At 60.7% G+C, this 15,820-nt stretch carries 15 protein-coding genes; 9 read left to right on the forward strand and 6 right to left on the reverse strand.

The features are described from left to right. Positions 1 to 13: 13 nt before the first annotated feature. The gene (locus tag ACR3XE_RS03805; RefSeq protein ID WP_473698929.1) at positions 14 to 799 is read right to left on the reverse strand and encodes a DUF1499 domain-containing protein; all 786 of its coding nucleotides are present in this window, start codon (positions 797 to 799) and stop codon (positions 14 to 16) included. Between the two features lie 121 nt (positions 800 to 920). Between ACR3XE_RS03805 and ACR3XE_RS03810 the strand changes: the two genes are divergently transcribed. Together ACR3XE_RS03810 and ACR3XE_RS03815 are read left to right on the forward strand one after the other, a co-directional pair. Then, entirely contained in the window at positions 921 to 1,856 is a 936-nt protein-coding gene (locus ACR3XE_RS03810; protein WP_473698928.1) for an alpha/beta hydrolase, read from the forward strand. A gap of 23 nt (positions 1,857 to 1,879) precedes the next feature. Continuing rightward, complete coding sequence (locus tag ACR3XE_RS03815; RefSeq protein WP_473698927.1) at positions 1,880 to 2,632, forward strand: NTP transferase domain-containing protein; 753 nt, start codon at positions 1,880 to 1,882, stop codon at positions 2,630 to 2,632. Here the strand turns inward: ACR3XE_RS03815 and ACR3XE_RS03820 are convergent. From ACR3XE_RS03820 to ACR3XE_RS03830, 3 genes are all read right to left on the reverse strand, one after another. Then, complete coding sequence (locus tag ACR3XE_RS03820; protein ID WP_473698926.1) at positions 2,629 to 3,321, reverse strand: nucleoside/nucleotide kinase family protein; 693 nt, start codon at positions 3,319 to 3,321, stop codon at positions 2,629 to 2,631. The genes ACR3XE_RS03815 and ACR3XE_RS03820 overlap by 4 nt on opposite strands. Positions 3,322 to 3,326: 5 nt before the next feature. Next, the gene (locus ACR3XE_RS03825; protein WP_473698925.1) at positions 3,327 to 4,067 is read right to left on the reverse strand and encodes a methyltransferase family protein; all 741 of its coding nucleotides are present in this window, start codon (positions 4,065 to 4,067) and stop codon (positions 3,327 to 3,329) included. A gap of 76 nt (positions 4,068 to 4,143) precedes the next feature. Beyond that, positions 4,144 to 5,733, reverse strand: coding sequence for a lipopolysaccharide biosynthesis protein (locus tag ACR3XE_RS03830; RefSeq protein ID WP_473698924.1), 1,590 nt, complete (start codon positions 5,731 to 5,733; stop codon positions 4,144 to 4,146). Between the two features lie 213 nt (positions 5,734 to 5,946). Here ACR3XE_RS03830 and ACR3XE_RS03835 point away from each other — a divergent pair, with 213 nt between their 5' ends. The 3 genes from ACR3XE_RS03835 to zapE all read left to right on the forward strand — a co-directional run bounded on the left by ACR3XE_RS03835 (position 5,947) and on the right by zapE (position 8,510). Continuing rightward, on the forward strand, positions 5,947 to 6,729 hold the full coding sequence (locus tag ACR3XE_RS03835) for a succinate dehydrogenase iron-sulfur subunit (RefSeq protein WP_473698923.1): 783 nt from the start codon (positions 5,947 to 5,949) through the stop codon (positions 6,727 to 6,729). A 151-nt stretch (positions 6,730 to 6,880) separates the two neighbouring features. Next, positions 6,881 to 7,396 (forward strand): PaaI family thioesterase, encoded by a 516-nt coding sequence (locus ACR3XE_RS03840; RefSeq protein ID WP_473698922.1) that lies wholly within the window; start codon positions 6,881 to 6,883, stop codon positions 7,394 to 7,396. A gap of 1 nt (position 7,397) precedes the next feature. Then, positions 7,398 to 8,510: a cell division protein ZapE gene (gene zapE / locus ACR3XE_RS03845; protein WP_473698921.1), complete on the forward strand. Its 1,113-nt coding sequence runs from the start codon at positions 7,398 to 7,400 to the stop codon at positions 8,508 to 8,510. 16 nt (positions 8,511 to 8,526) lie between these two features. Here the strand turns inward: zapE and ACR3XE_RS03850 are convergent, their stop codons facing one another. After that, a complete protein-coding gene (locus tag ACR3XE_RS03850) occupies positions 8,527 to 9,504 on the reverse strand; it encodes a polysaccharide deacetylase family protein (RefSeq protein ID WP_486185921.1) in 978 nt (325 codons plus the stop codon). Positions 9,505 to 9,560: 56 nt separating this feature from the next. Further along, positions 9,561 to 10,106 (reverse strand): phosphatase PAP2 family protein, encoded by a 546-nt coding sequence (locus tag ACR3XE_RS03855; protein ID WP_473698919.1) that lies wholly within the window; start codon positions 10,104 to 10,106, stop codon positions 9,561 to 9,563. Between the two features lie 312 nt (positions 10,107 to 10,418). Here ACR3XE_RS03855 and mdh point away from each other — a divergent pair, with 312 nt between their 5' ends. The 4 genes from mdh to ACR3XE_RS03875 all read left to right on the forward strand — a co-directional run bounded on the left by mdh (position 10,419) and on the right by ACR3XE_RS03875 (position 15,775). Continuing rightward, on the forward strand, positions 10,419 to 11,381 hold the full coding sequence (gene mdh, locus ACR3XE_RS03860; RefSeq protein ID WP_473698918.1) for a malate dehydrogenase: 963 nt from the start codon (positions 10,419 to 10,421) through the stop codon (positions 11,379 to 11,381). 43 nt (positions 11,382 to 11,424) lie between these two features. Beyond that, positions 11,425 to 11,988, forward strand: coding sequence for a hypothetical protein (locus ACR3XE_RS03865; protein ID WP_473698917.1), 564 nt, complete (start codon positions 11,425 to 11,427; stop codon positions 11,986 to 11,988). After that, entirely contained in the window at positions 11,989 to 12,879 is an 891-nt protein-coding gene (gene sucD, locus ACR3XE_RS03870) for a succinate--CoA ligase subunit alpha (protein ID WP_473698916.1), read from the forward strand. A gap of 88 nt (positions 12,880 to 12,967) precedes the next feature. Then, positions 12,968 to 15,775, forward strand: a complete 2,808-nt coding sequence (locus ACR3XE_RS03875) for a 2-oxoglutarate dehydrogenase E1 component (protein ID WP_473698915.1) — start codon at positions 12,968 to 12,970, stop codon at positions 15,773 to 15,775. Positions 15,776 to 15,820: the final 45 nt, after the last annotated feature.

The raw sequence follows: 15,820 nt of genomic DNA on the forward strand, positions 1-15,820 counted from the left end.
GGCCGGCCTCCTGTCATGGACCCTTTAGCTCGGCAAGCGCGGCGCGGATGCGGCGGGCGTTGACCCCGACATCGCTGACCCCGACGCGGCTGACCGAGCGGGCGTCGACAATCGACTGGGCAGGGTTTGCGGGGTCGGGGCGGACGCGAAAGGCAATATCGTCCTTGAAGCGATAGAGCGACACCGCTTCGGTCGCCTCGACACGACCGGCGGAGGGATCGCTGACCGCAATGACCCAGCCGCGCGCTTTGGCCTGATCGGTGATTTTGGTGACGGTATCGGCCACGCTGCCCGTGACGGTTAGCGGCGCAATATCGGGATAGGCCTCACGCTGCCACGCGGCGACGCGTGCGGCGGGGGCAAGCGCCTTCATATCGGCGCGGCCACCATCGGGAACAACGGCCAGATTGTCCTTGCGTATGGCCAGCTTGGTAAAGGTGGGCGGGTCGGCAAGGTCGGTCGAAATATCATGAATGGCGGGCACGGTCTGCGCCTTGTTGCGGAACATGCCGACATAGACGAGCAGCAAAACAGAGATCAGGAACGCCAGGCCGACCGACTTCATCGACGCGCTGCGGCGCACGACATGGATGGTCATCGCAACCAGCGCCAGTGCGCCGCCCGCAAGCGCCAGATAGGTGGCCGAAAATAGCTGCTTAAAGCCGGTCAGTGGGTCAACGATACCGAAATAGGCCGCCAGCGCACCGCCAATGGCGAGCGCCATGCCGACCGCCGAAAAGAGGAGCGCGGCGCTGCCGATGCGTTTGCCCCAGCCACTTGCCTGCTTCGTCGTTGCCATTTCACTCTCCCTGCTTGCTTCGCTCATCCTATCGGCTGTAGGGCGCTGCGCGACACTAGGCATTCGGGCGGCGCGAAGGCAAGCGAAGATGACAGCGGCGAAAAGCAAGGGACCAAGGCGGATGATCAAATTTGTCATTGTGGCGGCGCTGCTGTTCCTGCTGTTTGGCGGGGTCACGCGGCTGGTGGTGTCTTGGGGTGCCTGGTCGCTGAACATGGGCGACAAATTGCTTGGCGATAGCGAGGGAGCGACCCTGCAAGTGTCGGGGCTGCGATACGGCAAGGGCGCGCGGCAAAAGTTGAATATCTGGGTGCCGACGGGGACCAAAAAGGGCGACAAGCTGCCGGTGCTAGTCTTTATCTATGGCGGCGGCTGGTACAGCGGAGAGCGCGATGATTACGGCTTTGCCGGACGCGCTTTTGCCCAACAAGGCTTTGTCACCGTCATCCCCGATTATCGTCTGGTTCCCAAGGGACATTGGCCCGATTTCCTGAACGACAGCGCCGCCGCCGTCGCGTGGACCGAACGGCATATCGGCGATTATGGCGGCGATCCATCGCGTCTGGCGCTGTCGGGCCATTCGGCGGGGGCCTATAATGCGGTGATGCTGGCGCTCGACCCGCAATGGATGAAAGCGGCGGGCAGCGATGCCCGCGTCATTCGCGGCGTTGCGGCACTGGCTGGCCCCTATGACTTTTTCCCGTTCGAAAAAGGTGGCCGCGCCGATGTGGCGATGGGCGACGTTCGCCCGATTGAAAAGACGCAGCCGATCCATTTCGTCCGCCCCGATGCACCGCCGCTATGGTTGGCGGCAGGGACGGCCGACACGGTGGTTCGCCCGCGCAATAGTGTGCGGTTGGCGGCGGCGATGGAACAGGTTGGCGGATCGGTCATCTTGCGCGAATATCCCGGGCTGACGCACAATGATCTGGTCATGGCACTGACCAAGCCGCTGCGGTACAAAGGTCCGATCTTGGCCGAGGCGACGGATTTTCTGCGCGGCGTGACCGCAAAGCAGCTTGTGCCCGCGTCGCCCGCCCCTGCACCATCAAAGTGACCGCGCCCCTATCAGCACTGGTTATGGCGGGCAGCCGGCCAGGTGCCGACCCGCTGTTGTCGGGCAGCGGGGTGGCGACCAAGGCGCTGTTGCCGGTCGCGGGAGAGGCGATGTTGCTGCATGTCATACGCGCGCTCCACGCCTCGCCCCTGATTGGCGGCATCAGCGTTCTGGCGCAGGATAGCGCGGCACTGGCCGCCGATCCCGCGCTTGCCGAATTGCCGCACGTGACCTTTGTCGATTCAGGCAGCGGGATCAGTTCGTCGATCGCCGCCACCTTACCCGCCGATGATGCGCCGGTGCTTGTGACCACCGCCGATCATGTGTTGCTGACCCCTGCGATGATTGCCGATTTCGTGGCGGGGGTGGGTGATGCCGATGTGGCGGTGGCGATGGTCGAGCGCGCGACCCTGCGCGCCCGCTATCCGCAGTCGCGGCGGACGTGGCTGAAATTTCGCGGCGGCTGGTGGTCGGGTGCAAACATGTTTGTGCTGCGCGGGCGCCGCGTGTTGCCGCTGCTCGATTTCTGGAGCCGTATCGAGCGCGACCGCAAAAAGGGCCTTAAAATCGTTGCGGCGTTTGGGCCGTGGTTGTTGCTGGGCGCGGTGCTGCGATTGCTGACGATCCATCAGGCGATTGCGCGGGCTGGTCAGCGATTTGGCCTGAAGGTGCGCGTTGTCGCTATGCCCGAGGGTGAGGCCTGCATTGATGCCGACAAGCCCGCCGACATTGCCTTGATCGAAGAGATATTGGCGACACGTCGCGCGGGCGATTAGGCCGCGACCAAAGCCTCATCGACCGCCGCTATGGCCAGCGCCAGTTCCTCGGCATAATTCATCGTCGAATCGAGGTCGATCATCGGCGCGCCGTTGAAATGGAGGTCGGGGACGGTCGCGACCTTGCGGGTGATGAGGGCGCGGTCATGGTCAGGCTTGCGCGCCATCACCGTGTCGACATCGACATGCAGCCGGATAACCAGCGTTGGAACATAGGCCGCCATTTCGGCATAAAGCTGGCGTTCCTCGGTCTGGAGCGCGGCGAGGCGTGGGTCGGTGGTCCGGCCAGCGATGATTGGGCCATCGTGCAATCCCGGCACTTCGATCTGCGGATAGCGGTCGGTGACAACGGTCTTTCCCGAACGGCGCAGGTCGATAACAGTCTCAAAACGCGCCCGACGCTTGCGCGACCGCCGCAGGGCATAGCGCGCCGCAAGCAGACCGGGGATCGGGGCTTCGGGTTCGCGCAATTGGTCGGCGATACCATCGAGCCAGCGATGGAGCGGTCGACCGATCAGAGGAATCGCTCCAATCTTCCGGCCTTGCTCGCCCGAGCCGAGGCCCAGATAACCGTTCGCGGCGGGGCGCGTTTCGGCGATGTGCGACAGTAGGTCCGCCGACAGCGTCGACTTACCCGACCCGTCACAACCAACCACCGCAATCAGGGGCGCAAGCGGCTCTACCGCCATATCGCTCAGCTCAATTCTTTGAAGAAACCGATCATTTTCAATCCGCCGATGAAAAAGCGGATCACGACCAATGCGCCATAGGCATAGACCCAGCCCCATTGATCGGCGGCTATGGCGGCGGTGTCAAAACCGATGCGCGCAAACCAGGTCAGAAAGACGGCGGTGGCGAGCAGGAACAGTTTGTTCTGTTCACGCCAGATCATCCGTTTCCACCAGAACGCATATTTGGGCTTTACCCAACCCGACAAGCGGGGGAGCAGCGCGGGGACATTTTTGGCCCATGCGGCATGAGCGGCCCCGAATTTTTCGCGCAGAAACTCTTCTTCGTAAATCGAGATGCGTTCGTAGATCAGGACGCCCAGCAGGAAGACAATTGCACCGAACACCCAGCTTCCCGACAGCATGGCGATGCCGGTGAAGTTGAGAATGCGGCCGACATAGAGCGGATTGCGAACCAAGCTGTATGGGCCGGTGGTGTTGAGCTCGCTGGCTTCGGCGGCAACTTTGGCGCGGCCCGATGTGCCGAGAGCTGCCCAACCGCTGGTGAACACTCGCACCAGTGCGCCCGATGCGGCGACGGCAAAGGAAATCCAGAACCAGGCGCAATTGGCGGCAGCGCTGGCGAACGGCCCAACATCGCGGCTGCACCACGCGATCAGCGTCGCGATTGCGATGGTGATGTAAATATAGGTGCCACGAATGAAGAACAGGCGCTTGCCGCTTTGGGCGAGTTCGGTCTGGTACATGGGTAAGGCCATCCAAAAGAGGCGCACCGTTCAAGACCGGTGGCGCAGAAGGTCGCGCCATTAGCGGCGATAGGGGCTATGCGTCAACTGGCGGGCTATCGGTGACGGCAGGAACGAGGCGCAGGCGGCGCGCGGTCTTGCCGAGCGATTGGCGATCGGCCAGCGGCAACGCGCTGCGCAGCGAGATCCAGATCGCCCCTACGGCCAGAAACACGATCAGGGGAAGGGCGATGGCGTCGGGCAAGCGGCTGACCAGCAGTGCGACGCTGCCGGTACCCAGCGCGACCAGCAGGCTCTTGGTCGCGACCCCCGAAAACTGATGGTCGAAGGGGCTGATTTTCTCGATCAGCCAGAGCTGGACCATCGGGATCGCAGCCATCACGACCAATCCGATCGCCATGGCGAGCGTGACCCCGGTCAGGACAGACATATGATCGACGATCAGGAAACCAGCCGCAATGGCCACCACGACACCGCCAAAACTGGCGGTCAGTTGGTGGCGGAAGGAGGCAACGACCTGAAGCACCGGCAAGGATGTTCCGACAACAGCCTCGACCGCGCGGGCAAAGAGCAGGATGATGACCGCGCCTTGCGCAATTTTGGCTTCAGGACCGAACAGGCCGAGCAGCGACGCGCTGCCCGCGGCGAGTACGGCGGCGAGCGGCAAAGCGATGACCATGATCAACCGCACCGCATAGGCATAAATGCCCGCGACCTGCGCGCGGTCTTCGCGCTCGGCGCTCGCCGCCAACGGAGCGAGCACATAGACAAAGGCAATGCGGACGAGCTGCACAACGCTCGACAGTTTGCGCGCGATGGTGAACAGGCCGGCGGCGCTGGCACCGGCGGCACCGGGGATCAACAGGTTGAGGATCAGCGCGGGCGCATCACCGAACAGACGGGTAATCACGTTGGACGGCAGGATCGACAGGCCCGCCCAAAAGGTGTTGATGGCAACCGGCGGCGCCCAAGGGCGCTTGGTCAGCGACCCAAAATCATAATAGCGCGCGAGCAGCCGAACGCTGAGTAGCGCGGTGATGGTCAGCGAGCACATATGCGCGATGAACAGACCCGTGAGACCCAGCCCGCCGGCAAAGAAAAGCGCCGCCAAAATGAGGCGGATAATCTGTTCCCACAGGATACGCAGGCGAATTTCGGCCCCGAACACCATGCGCGCGCGCATCGCGGAGGTGGCAATTTCGACAAAGGCCCATAGCGGCAGCGCCCAGACGAACATGCGGATTGACGGCGCAACCAGTGACTCATCCTTGGCCGCGACGTTCAGCAAGGGGGCAAGCTCGGGAGCGAAATAGGCGACAATCGCCGCGACCAGCAGGCACGGGCCGACGCCAACGATGATCGCGGTGCGCAACGCCGCTGCCGCTTCGGCATCGCTGGCCGATTGCGGGACGGTGCGCTGCATCGCGGTGGTCATGCCCAGATCGAATATATTCTCGAGCAGGTTGATGGCCGCCCACAACACGGCATAAAGACCATAGCCCGCAAGACCGAACATCAGCACATAAAGCGGCTGCGCGACAATTTCGATCAGCGCACCCATGCGCGCCAATATCGTCGTACCCAGCCCGCGCGCGACCTGACGATTGGTCACACCTTCGGGTTTGTCGGCCGGTCCGGATAAATTTTGGTCGGGTATCTCGTTCATCTGGCCTGCGCTTTAGCCGCGAAGCCGCGCGGGGGGAACTGCAGAAACACGGCGATATCTCACCAAAGCAAAATAGGAGTATGAGGGCGCGCTGAATCCGGAACCGCCTTGCTTTGTCGGGCAAATTGCGCCGTCGGGCCTTGTCGTCTGCGTTCAATGGGATTAGGCCCGACGCGAACGGACCGCTTTTCCGGACTTAGGGGACTTTGCATCATGGCCGAATTTCGTTTGCCCAAAAACAGCCGCATCAAAAAAGGCGGCACGACCCACAAGGCCGAGGGTGCGGGCAAGGTTCGCAAGTTCAAAGTCTATCGTTATGATCCCGACAAGGCGGAAAACCCCCGTTTCGACACCTTTGAAATCGACACCGACAATTGCGGTCCGATGGTGCTCGACGCGCTGATCAAGATGAAGAGCGAGCAGGATTCAAGCCTGACCTTCCGCCGGTCGTGCCGCGAAGGCATTTGCGGCAGTTGCTCGATGAATATGAACGGCAAGAACGGGCTCGCCTGCACGACCGCGATCGAGGATTGCAAGGGCGACATCCAGATTACGCCGCTGCCGCATATGGAAGTCATCAAGGATCTGGTCCCCGATTTCACCCATTTCTATGCGCAATATGCGTCGATCGAACCTTGGCTCAAAACCAAAACCCCGCCACCGAGCGGTAAGGAGCGGCTGCAATTTCCCGAAGAGCGCGAGAAGCTCGACGGGCTCTATGAGTGCATTTTGTGCGCCTGTTGCTCGACAAGCTGCCCCAGCTATTGGTGGAACAGCGACAAGTTTTTGGGACCGGCGATCCTGTTGCAAGCCTATCGCTGGCTGGCCGATAGCCGTGATGAACTGACCGGTGAGCGGCTCGACGAATTGGAAGACCCCTTCCGCCTTTATCGTTGCCACACGATCATGAATTGCGCGAATGCCTGTCCCAAGGGATTGAATCCCGCGCGGGCGATTGCCGAGATCAAGAAGATGACGGCAGAGCGGACGGTTTAGGTTCGAATGCCATTGGCTGGTTTCGTCATTGCGAGGAGCCGAAGGCGACGCGGCAATCCAGAGTTGTGCAAGACCGTTCTGGATTGCTTCGCTACGCTCGCAATGACGGGGTGTTCAAAGATGACAATGTTGTGCCGATGAGGGCAAGACCATGAACGACGGGATCGAAGAACCGATCCGCGCCGAGCATTTTGACGCGGAAACTCTCGACGGCGACTGGATCAGCTGGAATCTCAAGGACCAGAGCCGTTTCAATAGCTTTATCGAACCCTTGTCGGTGCGGCTGGAATCGCCGACCGCCGACGGTCGCCCGCGCGCGCGGGTCCGTATGGTTCCGACGCGCAAGCACAGCAATTTGGGCGACAATGTTCATGGCGCGGTGACGCTGGCGCTCGTCGATATTGCGCTGTTCGCCGCATCGCATCAATTCGGTTCCTTGAACGCCGGTCATTCGGTGACGCTCGATCTGTCGACGCAGTTCGTGGGTGCAGGACGGTTGGGCGAGCCGCTTGATGCCATTGTCGAACAGGTGCGCGAGACGGGGCGGTTGTTCTTTCTGCGCGGGCTGGTGGTGCAGAGCGATGACGACAGCCATATCGTGCTGACCTTCGCCGGCACCATCCGCAAGGCGAGCAAAACGCCCTCCGTATCCGCGCCGGTCCCCTGACATGACGGTGCTGACGGCTTATGACGCATTGGTTGCGGGCGGCGAACTCAGGCCGGATCCCGAACAGCGTGCCGCCGCCGAACGGCTCAATATCCTGCAAGCCGAGCTTGAAGCGGTGCCGCCGCGTGGCAGTCTGCTCTGGCGGTTGACGGGCAAGAAGCCCGATGCGCCGCGCGGCGTTTATATGTGGGGCGCGGTCGGGCGCGGCAAGTCGATGCTGATGGACCTGTTTTACGATGCGCTGACCATCAACCGCAAACGGCGGGTGCATTTCCACGCCTTCATGCTCGATGTCCACGCGCGGATGCGCGAGGTGCGAAAGAGCGAGAGCGGCGATCCGATTCCGCTGGTCGCCAACGCTTTGGTCGCCGATGTGCGCTGCCTCGCCTTTGATGAAATGGTGGTTAACAACAGCGCCGATGCGATGATCCTCTCGCGACTGTTCACCGCACTGATTGATCGCGGGGTGACGGTGGTTGCAACTTCGAACCGTCCGCCGGTTGACCTTTATAAGGACGGGCTCAACCGCGAACATTTTTTGCCTTTCATCGCGCTGGTCGAGGAAAAGCTCGACGTGCTGGGGCTCAACGGGCCGACCGATTATCGCCGCGACCGGCTGGGCGATGGCGCGCGCTGGTTTGTTCCCGCCGACGATGCCGCCAGCGCCGCGCTCTCGGCGGCCTTTTTCCGCCTGACCGATTATCCGCCGGAAGATCGCGCGCATGTACCGACGCTGGAGCTGGACGTGGGCGGCGGACGGATGCTGCATGTTCCCAAGGCGCTGAAAGGCGTTGCGGTTTTCTCGTTCAAGCGATTGTGCAAGGAGGCGCGCGGCGCGTCAGATTATCTGGCGATTGCGCGGCAGTTCCACACCGTCATCATCGTCGGCATCCCGCAAATGGGACCGGACAATCGCAACGAGGCGGCGCGCTTTGTGACGCTGATTGATGCGTTATACGAGCATCGGGTCAAATTGCTGGCCAGCGCCGCCGCGATGCCCGATGCGCTGTATGTTGCGGGCGACGGAGCGTTTGAATTTGAACGCACCGCCAGCAGACTCGCCGAAATGCAGTCGGATGCCTATCTGGCGCTGGGGCATGGTGAAGCCGAATAAGGCCAGTATCCTGCCTCTAGATTCGCGGCAATATCCGGGCTTCATATCGCAGGAAGTTTATGCCTTGTTGCACCGTTCGCCGAAGAGTTCGCAGCGGTTTGGGATAGGCAACGCGGATTTTGCCCGGTCGGTGCGGCGCTTCGGGCAGGTCGGCAAAGCCGCCACTGTGGATGCGCGGGTCGTTGGCCACGGTGGCGCATAGATCCTCCAGCCGCTGGTCGAGCATCGGGTTGGGTATGCTGCGGTCGCGGCTGAGCAGCTCAAAACTGTGGCTGAAGGCCGAAAACTGGATTGCTCCTGATGCCGCCGCATGGTCGAGTGCATCGCGCATCTCTTCTTCGGACATGGCGCAAAGCTGGGCAGGGCGAAAACTGTTGGTGCGGTCCATCAGCCCGCTGATCGGGATTTCGCACATGCCATGGTGCATGCGGACACCCAAATTGGTGGGGTCGAGCGACAGATTGCAGTCCTGATCGACATAGGCGGGATTGAAACTGCTGTCATATTCGAAATCCAGTGCGGCAAGCGCGCGCAATGTATCGTCATTGGCTCCGAAATTTCCGGCTCGAAAAGCAATCGGATCGGGTGCGCCCGCCGCGATCAGCAGCTTGCGCGCGTGCCAGATCAGTTCGCGCTGCGCCTCGAGCGGGAAGTCGCCCATATTGCGCCCTTCCAATGGCGCAATCGGGTTGGATTTGGCAAAGGCCAGCCATTCGGTGTGGATATGGAGCTGAACCTCATGTCCGCGTTCGACGATGGGTTCGACCATATCGGCAATGACAGCCGGTCCATAAACCAGCGCGGGCATGGGATCGACGAAGAAGACGCCGGTTAGCCCATGGTTTTCGAGCCGGTCCATCTGGTGATGGATGCCATATTCCCCCTCTTCGCACCGGCCCAGTACCGAGCTTTCGAAATTGGCGCGCGCGTCGGCGCCCTGTTGGTAAAGACGCGGGGAAAGCTCGGTGTCGAAACTGATGATGGCTTGGGTCACGGGCCGACAATAGCGGCGCGGCCATAATCATTGGTAAAGGACGCCCATGGCGAAGTTCAGAAGCGCATCGTCATGGCGATGCCGCCGCCCTTGCTGTCGCCCCAGGGGAAGAATTGCACGCGGTCGCTGGCCTTGCGGGTGATGAGGAAACCAGACGCTTCGCCGATGGCGGCCCCGACCAGCACGTCATGGACATGATGCTTGCGCGATTCGACGCGGCTGAGCCCGACAAAGGCGGCGACGATCTGTGCGGGAACACCGACCTGCCAGCCATAGCGGTTATGTAGCGTCGCGGCGGCGGCGAAGGACATGGACGTGTGGCCCGACGGAAAGCTTTTGCGGTCGCTGCCGTCGGGGCGGCGTTCGGGAAATGCTTCTTTTAGACCATAGGTGACGACCGCCGCGCCGCCGATGCTGCCGCCCGCTTGCAACACCCCGTCCCAGTCGCCCTGCACGGCGGGGACACCAAAGGCCGCAACGACCAGCGCATCGCGCGCTACAGAGCCGGCGTCGTCCCAGCCTTTGTCGCTGGCTTGTGCCGGTGCAGTGATGCTGAGCGAGGCCGCGAGCAGGGCGGTAGAGGTGGATAGACGGATGGACATGGCGGGGTTCCCCGATCCTGAACAGGGGCTCTTGCCCCGAAGTGGCGCGGCACGCCCCATGTCCGCCGCCGACGCATTTACGCTTCTGTCTGTAAAACGCAATAAATATGCGTGTCCGGTCAGGCGCGCGACCCCGTAATGCGATTGCGAACTATTTGCAGAAAAAGGTGGATTTTGCGTCCTTTGTCGGTTGTTTCCGTGCGGGAATCGGCGTAGGGCGTCGCCAGTCTTGGGACCGGTGTGGTGCTTTGGCCCATGCGCCGCCGGTTTGTTCATATTGCTGGGCTTGCCACGAAGGGAGTGCCGCGCACCATGGGACGCAAGAAAATCGCTTTGGTCGGAGCCGGAATGATCGGCGGAACGCTGGCGCATCTCGCCGCGATGAAAGAAATGGGCGACATCGTCCTGTTCGACATTGCCGAGGGTATGCCCAAGGGCAAAGCGCTCGACCTGTCGCAGGCCGGACCCGTCGAAGGCTATGATGCGGCGCTGAAAGGCACCAGCGATTATGCCGACATTGCCGGTGCCGATGTGGTGATCGTCACCGCAGGCGTTCCGCGCAAGCCCGGCATGAGCCGCGACGACCTGCTCGGCATCAATTTGAAAGTCATGAAAGCGGTGGGCGAAGGCATCAAAGCCAACTGCCCGAACACCTTCGTCATCTGCATCACCAACCCGCTCGACGCGATGGTGTGGGCGCTGCGCGAATTTTCGGGCCTGCCGCACAATATGGTCGTCGGCATGGCAGGCGTGCTCGACAGCGCGCGCTTCCGCCACTTCCTTGCCGATGAATTCAATGTGTCGGTCGAAGATGTCACCGCATTCGTTCTGGGCGGGCATGGCGACACGATGGTTCCGGTAATCGAATATTCGACCGTCGCGGGCATCCCCATTCCCGATCTCATCAAAATGGGCTGGTCGACGCAGGACAAGATCGACGCGATCGTTCAGCGCACCCGTTCGGGCGGCGGCGAGATCGTGCAATTGCTCGGCAATGGCTCGGCCTTTTATGCCCCCGCGACGAGCGCGATCATGATGGCCGAAAGCTTCCTCAAGGACAAAAAGCGCGTCCTTCCTGCTGCGGCAAACCTGACCGGCCAATATGGCGTCGATGACCTGTATGTCGGCGTGCCGGTGGTGATCGGCGCGAATGGCGTCGAGCGCGTTGTCGAAATCGCACTGAACGACACGGCCAAGGCAAACTTCGACAAGTCGGTCGATGCGGTGAAGGAGCTGCTGGTGGCTTGTAGGGGGCTGGAATCGTCACTGGCGTGACTTGAAAATTGGAGGGCTAGCCATGGGGCTGTATGTAAATACTATGCGCGAACTCCCAACAGGTGATCGCAGTCTCTACATCTACCTGTTAGATTATGGCTGGCCCTCAGGTCCTTACGAAAATCTATTTCGTGATAATTTTGTTCACTTATCTGCGAGAGCTTCTGAAACGGGTGCAGTTGTGGTGATGAGTGGGCGAGGCGTTCATTTTGCAAATGAGGTTCTCGATTGGCATCAGGTTTGCGGCCATGATGCGACGGATATCCTCCCTGCAATTCTGATTACTCATACGCATCCTCGCTATTTTTCGTCGAACGATTTTGGGTCAAACGAAACGGAAGAAGGAAGTGCTGAAAAATTGACCGATATCGCACTAATACCTTTGAAGTCGGCATGTACGAACCCCGATGATTTCCTTAAAATAATTGGATCCATTTTTGACGATCTCGACAAAGGTTTAACGCTAAGAAACTTCCGCGCAGATCGGCTTGACGTGCTTAGTGATAAAGGGCGCTCATTGGCCGACCGTGTCGGTCGAGCTGTGCTTCTTCAGCCAAATTTCGCTGGCATCGGCATAGACTTAAAAACACTATTTGGAGCGCAATAAATGTCCATCCTGATCGACAAGAACACCAAAGTCATCACGCAAGGGATGACGGGTGCCACCGGCACTTTTCATACCGAACAGGCGCTGGCCTATGGCACGCAAATGGTCGGCGGCGTGACGCCGGGCAAGGGCGGGACGGTGCACATCGGGCTGCCGAACTTTAACACCGTCGCAGAGGCCAAGGCCGCGACCGGTGCGACCGCCAGCTGCATTTACGTGCCGCCGCCGTTCGCCGCCGATTCGATCCTCGAGGCGATTGATGCCGAGATGGAACTGATCGTCTGCATCACCGAAGGCATTCCGGTGCTCGATATGGTGAAGGTGAAGCGTGCGCTTTCGGGGTCGAAATCGCGGTTGATCGGCCCCAACTGCCCCGGCGTGCTGACCCCCGATGAATGCAAGATCGGCATCATGCCGGGCAGTATATTCAAAAAGGGCAGCGTCGGCGTTGTCTCGCGTTCGGGCACACTGACCTATGAAGCGGTGTTCCAGACGACGAACGTCGGCCTTGGCCAGACGACGGCGGTCGGCATCGGCGGCGACCCCGTCAACGGCACCAATTTCATCGACTGCCTTGAACTGTTTCTGGGTGATGACGACACCAAATCGATCATCATGATCGGCGAAATCGGCGGCGACGCCGAAGAGCAAGCCGCGCAGTTCTTGATCGACGAAGCCAAGCGCGGCCGCAAAAAGCCGACGGTGGGCTTTATTGCCGGACGCACCGCGCCTCCGGGGCGTCGCATGGGTCATGCCGGTGCGATTGTATCGGGTGGTAAAGGCGATGCGGATAGCAAGATCGCGGCCATGGAAGCCGCCGGCATCACCGTTTCGGCCAGCCCGTCGGAGCTGGGGACCACATTGGCCGAGGTGCTCAAGGAACGCGTGTAACGGAGCGGCCCTGAGGCAACATCCGTTGCCGCTGGGCGTTCCTGTCTTGCCCCTCCCCGGGCCATTCGCTGTGTGAGTGGAATATAAAATGACCCTCGAACGACAAAGTTTTGATGTGGACGAAGTGCAGGCAGGGCCGAGTTGGGCGACGCCGGGTTGGCCGCTGATCGACAGCGATGACTGGACCGCGGCGCTCGATCCGCAGCAGATGCAGGTCGCGGTCAAGGCGGCAGCGGCGAAGGCTGGTACAACGCTGAGCGATGCCGAGGTTGAGCGCGCGGCGGTGGATTCGATTCAGGCTCTGATGCTGATCCGCACCTATCGCGTGCGTGGCCATCTGGCGGCGCAGCTCGATCCGCTGGGTTTGACCAAGCATGAGATACCCGCTGACCTGACCCCCGAATATCACGGTTTTGTCGGCGCCGATCAGGATCGTCCCGTTTATACGGGCGGGGCGCTCGGCCTGGAAAAAGCCAGCGTGCGAGAGATTGTGGCGATCTTGCAGGCCAATTACTGCGGGCATGTTGGCCTCGAATATATGCATATCGCCGATGTCGAAGAGCGGCGTTTCCTGCAGGACCGGATGGAAGGCGCCGACAAGCGCGTCGAATTCAGCCCCGAAGGCAAAAAAGCGATCCTGAAAAAGGTGATCGAGGCTGAGGAATGGGAGAAATTCCTCGCCAAAAAATATGTCGGAACCAAGCGTTTCGGGCTCGACGGCGGCGAAGCGATGATTCCGGCGATGGAATCGATCATCAAATATGGTGGCCAATATGGCGTCCGCGAAATCGTGTACGGCATGGCGCATCGTGGACGGCTGAACATGCTCGCCAATGTGATGGCCAAACCCTACCGCGTCATCTTTCACGAATTTTCGGGCGGCTCGGCCAATCCGCAGGACGTCGGCGGGTCGGGTGACGTCAAATATCATCTCGGCACCTCGACCGACCGCGAATTTGACGGGATCAGCGTCCATATGTCGCTCGTCCCCAATCCGTCACATCTTGAGGCAGTCGATCCGGTCGTGCTCGGCAAGGCGCGCGCGCAACAGGTTCACCGCGACGATCTGGAAAAGCATGAGCAGGTGCTGCCCGTGCTCATCCACGGCGATGCGGCCTTTGCAGGGCAGGGAATTGTCTGGGAATGTTTCGGCTTTTCCGATGTTCCCGGCTACAATACCGGCGGCTGCATCCATTTCATCGTCAACAATCAGATCGGCTTTACAACCAGCCCGCAGTTCGCTCGTTCGTCGCCCTATCCCAGCGATGTCGCCAAGGGTGTCCAGGCGCCGATCCTGCACGTCAATGGCGACGACCCCGAAGCGGTGACTTTTGCCTGCAAGCTGGCGATTGATTATCGCCAGCAGTTCAAACGCGATATCGTCATCGACATGTGGTGCTATCGCCGCTTTGGCCATAACGAAGGCGATGAGCCGAGCTTTACCCAGCCTTTGATGTACAAGGTCATTCGCCAGCATCCGCCGGTCAGCGAGATTTTCGGATCGCGACTGGTTGGCGAGAATATGATCGAAGACGGGTTTGTCGCGGCACACCGCGCCGAATTCACCGATCATCTGGAAAGCGAATTCAAGCTGGGGGCAAACTATAAACCCAACAAGGCCGACTGGTTCGCCGGACGTTGGTCGGGCCTTTATGCGCCAAAGGAAGATGGCAGTACCCGCCGCAACGTCGGCACCGGAGTCGAGCGTAAATTGTTCGATTCTGTGGGACGTGCGATCACAACCATCCCCGATGATCTGGATGCGCATAAGACTTTGCATCGCGTCATCGACGCCCGCGCCGAGATGGTCAAATCGGGCGAGAAATTCGATTGGGCAACCGGCGAGGCGCTGGCGTTCGGCACTTTGCTGAGTGAAGGCTATCAGGTCCGTCTGTCGGGTCAGGATTCGGGGCGCGGCACCTTTAGCCAGCGTCATGCCGTGTGGGTCGACCAGACCGACGAGCGGAAATATATCCCGCTGACCACGCTGCCGCATGGCCGGTTCGAAGTGCTCGACAGTCCGCTTTCGGAATATGGCGTGCTCGGCTTTGAATATGGCTATGCGATGGCCGACCCGACATCGCTGGTGCTGTGGGAAGCGCAGTTTGGCGACTTCGCCAATGGCGCTCAGATCATGATCGATCAGTTCATCGCCAGCGGAGAGGCCAAGTGGCTGCGGGCCAACGGGCTCGTCCTGCTGCTCCCGCATGGATATGAGGGGCAGGGGCCGGAGCATAGTTCGGCACGGCTGGAGCGGTTCCTGCAACTTTGCGCGGGCGACAATATCCAAGTGTGCAACATCACGACGCCGGCCAATTATTTCCACGTTCTGCGCCGCCAGATGCTGCGCGATTTCCGCAAGCCCCTGATCATCATGACGCCCAAGTCGCTGCTGCGTCACAAGCTGGCGGTCAGCAAGCGTGATGATTTTCTGGGCGACAGTCATTTCATGCGGATATTGTCCGACATGACCCCACCCGCCGATGCCAAGATCAAGCGGCTGGTGCTCTGTTCGGGCAAGGTCGCCTATGACCTGATGGAAGCGCGCGATACCGCAGAGCTAGATGATGTGAGTGTCGTTCGGATCGAACAGCTTTACCCCTTCCCCGGCGAGGCACTGGCGGTCCGGCTCAAGCGGATGAAAAATCTTGAAGAAGTGGTCTGGGCGCAGGAAGAACCAAAGAATAACGGCAGTTGGTTCCATGTCGAATCGCTAATCGAGGAAAGCCTGGAAGAGGCCGGACACTCCGAATTGCGGCCACGCTATGCCGGACGCGCGGCGGCGGCGTCGCCCGCCACCGGGCTGATGAGTCGCCACCAGACCGAGCAGGCGGCGTTGGTCGCCGACGCGCTGGGGCTGAGTGTGCGGGCAGAAATTCGGCGGAAGAAGAAATAGACCTTAATGTCCCTGCTATCGCGGGAACGGATGAGAGAAGAAGTT

Source organism: Sphingopyxis sp. 10G20-10 (genome assembly GCF_057365075.1).

What these genes read in the sequence shown, in the direction of transcription:
- ACR3XE_RS03865 (WP_473698917.1), top strand. Translation starts at nt 11,425, where the DNA reads ATGCGCGAACTCCCAACAGGTGATCGCAGTCTCTACATCTACCTGTTA.
- ACR3XE_RS03820 (WP_473698926.1), bottom strand. Translation starts at nt 3,321, where the DNA reads ATGGCGGTAGAGCCGCTTGCGCCCCTGATTGCGGTGGTTGGTTGTGAC.
- ACR3XE_RS03875 (WP_473698915.1), top strand. Translation starts at nt 12,968, where the DNA reads ATGACCCTCGAACGACAAAGTTTTGATGTGGACGAAGTGCAGGCAGGG.
- zapE (WP_473698921.1), top strand. Translation starts at nt 7,398, where the DNA reads ATGACGGTGCTGACGGCTTATGACGCATTGGTTGCGGGCGGCGAACTC.
- ACR3XE_RS03805 (WP_473698929.1), bottom strand. Translation starts at nt 799, where the DNA reads ATGGCAACGACGAAGCAGGCAAGTGGCTGGGGCAAACGCATCGGCAGC.
- mdh (WP_473698918.1), top strand. Translation starts at nt 10,419, where the DNA reads ATGGGACGCAAGAAAATCGCTTTGGTCGGAGCCGGAATGATCGGCGGA.
- ACR3XE_RS03840 (WP_473698922.1), top strand. Translation starts at nt 6,881, where the DNA reads ATGAACGACGGGATCGAAGAACCGATCCGCGCCGAGCATTTTGACGCG.
- ACR3XE_RS03835 (WP_473698923.1), top strand. Translation starts at nt 5,947, where the DNA reads ATGGCCGAATTTCGTTTGCCCAAAAACAGCCGCATCAAAAAAGGCGGC.
- ACR3XE_RS03810 (WP_473698928.1), top strand. Translation starts at nt 921, where the DNA reads ATGATCAAATTTGTCATTGTGGCGGCGCTGCTGTTCCTGCTGTTTGGC.
- sucD (WP_473698916.1), top strand. Translation starts at nt 11,989, where the DNA reads ATGTCCATCCTGATCGACAAGAACACCAAAGTCATCACGCAAGGGATG.
- ACR3XE_RS03830 (WP_473698924.1), bottom strand. Translation starts at nt 5,733, where the DNA reads ATGAACGAGATACCCGACCAAAATTTATCCGGACCGGCCGACAAACCC.
- ACR3XE_RS03825 (WP_473698925.1), bottom strand. Translation starts at nt 4,067, where the DNA reads ATGTACCAGACCGAACTCGCCCAAAGCGGCAAGCGCCTGTTCTTCATT.
- ACR3XE_RS03855 (WP_473698919.1), bottom strand. Translation starts at nt 10,106, where the DNA reads ATGTCCATCCGTCTATCCACCTCTACCGCCCTGCTCGCGGCCTCGCTC.
- ACR3XE_RS03815 (WP_473698927.1), top strand. Translation starts at nt 1,880, where the DNA reads ATGGCGGGCAGCCGGCCAGGTGCCGACCCGCTGTTGTCGGGCAGCGGG.